This is a genomic window from Burkholderia sp. Ac-20392 (assembly GCF_017104585.1).
Classification (GTDB): Bacteria; Pseudomonadota; Gammaproteobacteria; order Burkholderiales; family Burkholderiaceae; genus Burkholderia; species Burkholderia lata.
Genome location: NZ_JAAGPB010000699.1, coordinates 1 through 3,513, shown reverse-complemented (window position 1 = coordinate 3,513; position 3,513 = coordinate 1). Strand labels below are relative to the sequence as shown.

At 69.3% G+C, this 3,513-nt stretch carries 4 protein-coding genes; all 4 read right to left on the bottom strand.

Annotated features, from left to right (window positions below):
* Positions 1–173: 173 nt before the first annotated feature.
* Positions 174–1,232 carry a substrate-binding domain-containing protein gene (locus G3N99_RS37000; protein WP_206124833.1) on the bottom strand — a complete coding sequence of 353 codons (1,059 nt, stop codon included), beginning with the start codon at positions 1,230–1,232 and terminating at the stop codon, positions 174–176.
* 8 nt (positions 1,233–1,240) lie between these two features.
* Complete coding sequence (locus G3N99_RS42205; RefSeq protein ID WP_241012042.1) at positions 1,241–1,972, bottom strand: DUF4286 family protein; 732 nt, start codon at positions 1,970–1,972, stop codon at positions 1,241–1,243.
* A gap of 101 nt (positions 1,973–2,073) precedes the next feature.
* Positions 2,074–3,138 (bottom strand): LysR family transcriptional regulator, encoded by a 1,065-nt coding sequence (locus G3N99_RS36985; RefSeq protein ID WP_206124832.1) that lies wholly within the window; start codon positions 3,136–3,138, stop codon positions 2,074–2,076.
* 223 nt (positions 3,139–3,361) lie between these two features.
* Positions 3,362–3,513: SDR family oxidoreductase (locus tag G3N99_RS36980; protein ID WP_206124834.1), on the bottom strand; the 152-nt coding region annotated here is incomplete at its 5' end.

Here is a 3,513-nt window from a genome sequence, read left to right as displayed (position 1 = left end):
ATCGTCTTGCCGAGCGTCGCGTCGTCCGCGTGCGCGTGGCCGGCCAGCAGCGCTGCCGCAGCGAGCAGCAGCGGCGCGAACCGGCGTCGCGGTGTGTCCACCGTATCGTTCACGTGTCCCCTCCTTGTTGTAGGTCGCTCGCGCGCCGCCGGATGGCCGGCGCGGCCGCGCGGTCAGCCCGCGTCGGGCTGCTTCTGCTCCGGCGCGAGGTGCTGCGTCGGTGTCGCCGCATCGTAGCGGCCGAAGCCGTAGCGCTGGAAAATCCGGAACGCTTCCGGCGACCGGATGAACGCGAGCCACGTGCGCGCGGCCTCCGGATGCGGCGCGTCCTTTACCATCGCCCCCGCATAGATTGCCGTCGTATTCTGCTCGGCCGGAATGTCGATGTGCATCAGCGGATGCCCGACCTGTTCCTGGAACGCCGCTTCGGATTGCCACAGCACACCCGCGTCCGCGCGACCCTGCATCAGGAACAGCGCGGTTTCCCGATGGTGGATGTGCGTGAGCTCGGTCGTGCCGGTGCGCACCTTGTCGTCGTAGACGGTACGTGCGAGCGCATCGCCGCCGGCCTTCACGAGCGACGCGCGGATCTGCCGCGCGACGCCCTCGAATGCCGGGTTGGGCATCGCAAGCTGCACGTCGGGCCGCGCGAGGTCGTTCAGCGACGCGATGCGCTTCGGATTGCCGGCGCGCACCATGATCGTCAGCTGGTTCGTCACGTACGGCACGGCCGGGCCGGCGAGCGTGCCGTCCGCGATCAGCCCGTTGATCTTGCCGAGCCCCGCGAAATACGCGTCGGGCTTGACCGTCCACGTCATGTTGCCGACGGTGATCGTGCCGCCCGCCTGGATCTGCTTCACCAGCAGGCCGGGCGGGATCGTTTCCCAGTAGATGCGGCCGCGATACTCGGGATGATCTTCCTCGAACTTCGCGACGAGCGGCGCCATCGCGAAGAAATAGTTGCCGCCGACGAACAGCACGAGCTTCGGCGCGGTGAGGTCGCCGTGGAAATCGGCGAGCACGTCGACCTGCGGCACCGTGAATTCGAGGCCACGGTGCGTCGCGTCGTTGTTGCGGCCGTCCTGCCAGGGCGGAAAGACGGTCGCGGCGGGGCCGGCGGGCGCGGCGAGCGAGAGCGCCGACGCGCAGCAGAGCCACGCGGCCAGCACGGCGCGCAGCGTGCGCCGACGGCGGCGCGATGACGGTTGCAGTTGACGGGGGATCGATGTCATCGCGGGGCTCATTTTGCGTACGTGAAGCCGGCCTGCTGCAGTTCGGGCAGCGTGCCGACCGCGCCCGGCGTGACGATCGCCGACGGGATCACGTGGTTGGTCAGGTCGGCCGCGAGCGCATCGAGCGGCAGCTTGTCGGGATTCGCGTTCGCGCCGTCGAGGCGTTCCGCGAGTTCCCAGATCGCGTTGTGGCACGACAGGAACACGACGCCGCGCTGCTGCAACGCAGCGAGGCTGTTGTCGTGCGACGAGAACGCGCCGTCGGGCAACTCGTGGTCTTGTGCGCCCTTCGATTGCGCGGGCTTCGCGTCGAGCAGCGTGTTGGACGGAAACGCGGCGCCGGCGAATTTCGCGAGGCCGTATTTGTCCCACGCGGCCTGGTCGAACAGCGCGAGATGCGCGCCTTCGCCGTCACCGGCCTCGATCGTCAGTTCTCCGACGCGTCGCTGCGTGCCCGTCATGCGCTCGAAGTTCGCGAGCGACCATGCGGTCTGCTGCGTGAACGCGCGCCGGTACGCGTCGCCGTGGAACACGTCGAGCGCGTCCGTCACGTACAGCGCGAGGTACTTGCGCGGGCCGCGGTCGGTCGCACGAAAGCGCCGCGCATGCGTGAAGCCGGGAATCGCGACACGTTCCTGCATGTGCTCGCGGTCGTACCACGCGTTGAAATCGGCTTCGTGCGCGGGGTCGATATCCGTCCAGACGCAAAGCTGGCCGTGCGGAAGGGAAAGGCGGGTCATCGCGGGGTTCCTCGTGACGGGGGGAGGTCAGGAACCGCAGTTTCCCGAAGACGGGCCGCGCCCGTCCAACAAGAAAACAAATTCGCGGTGAACAGGTTTTCTTATGAGCGGCGCGGGCGGCGTTTCGCGGAGGGTGTGGCGGGCGGGGTGGAGGGCGTCGTGCGTTTCGATTTCGCAGGCGCGTTGGCGTTGGCGTTGGCTTTGGTTTTCGCTTTCGTCGCGGAACGGGCCGGTGATTTGCCCACGCTGTCGGGCTTGGCCGGTGCCGCCGTCTTTGCGTGATTCGCAGCGGCCGCCATCGCGCGCGCGACTTCGCTGGCCAGTTCCGCGATGCGCGCGGCCACCGGCAGGCCCTGGCTGCGGTACGACGCGACGAGCGGCAGCGCGGGGAATTCGGGTTCGACGTCGAGCAGTTCGAGCGCGCCTTCGTGCAGCTCGCGCCCGATGATCGCGGGCGGCAGCGCGGCCACGCCGAAGCCGTCGGCGACGAGGCGGATCATCGCGGCGACCGACGTGATGCAGTTGATGCTGGCCGGGCGCTCGACGGCCGCGAACAGCCGCTCGATCGTCGCGTGCGGCCCCGAGTGGCGCGAGAAGCTGATGATCGGGAATTCGGCGAGGCGCGCGACGTCGAGCGGCTGGCCGCCGAGCCCGAGGCGCGGGCTGGCCGCCCAGCGCACCGGGAATTCGCACAGCGGCAGGTTCGTGAAATCGGGGCCCGGCACCGGGTCGGTCTGCAGGATCAGGTCGACGCCGTCGGTGCTGAGCAGGCGGATCAGGTGCAGCGTCGTGTCGCTGGTGATCTCAACGTCGAGGCGCGGATAGCGCTCGCGCAGTTGTGCCATCAGCGCGGGGAACCAGCTGTGCACGATCGATTCGATCACGCCGATCCGGATCAGGCCCGCGTCGCTTGCCGCATCGATGTCGCGGCGCATTTCGCCGTCGAGCCGCACGATCCGCTCCGCGTACGCGAGCATGCGGCGCCCGGCGGGCGTGAGCGTGGCCGAGCGCGTGTTGCGATCGAACAGGCGCACGTCGAACGCTTCCTCCAGCGACGCGATGCGGCTCGATACGGCGGCCTGCGTCGTGTGCAGTTTTTCGGCCGTGAGCCGGAAGTTTTCCAGCTTGGCGAGCCAGACGAAGGTTTCAAGAAACCGGATGTTCATCGACGTTCGAGCAGTGAGGCAGTGCCGGGCGGGGCGGCGGGATCGGTCGATGGTAGCGGATTTTCGAGGGCGGGAAGCAGGCGGGCGGCGCGATGCGCGCGCGGCGGCGGGGGGCTTGGACGGTCCGCGTAGGGCAGTTGCGCGACGGGAAACGCCTGCAGGAGGATGAGCGTGCGGGGCCGCCCGCGACGCGTGCGTCACGCGGGCGGCGCACCCGCGCGCATCACAGCTTGTCGAACGCGAGCGTCGGCACGTCGACGACCATTGCGCCACCGTCCGCGACGAGCGTCGCGCCGGTCACGAACGATGCGTCCGGCGACGCGAGGAACGCGCACACGGCCGCGATCTCGTCCGGGTCGGCCGCGCGCCGCAGAG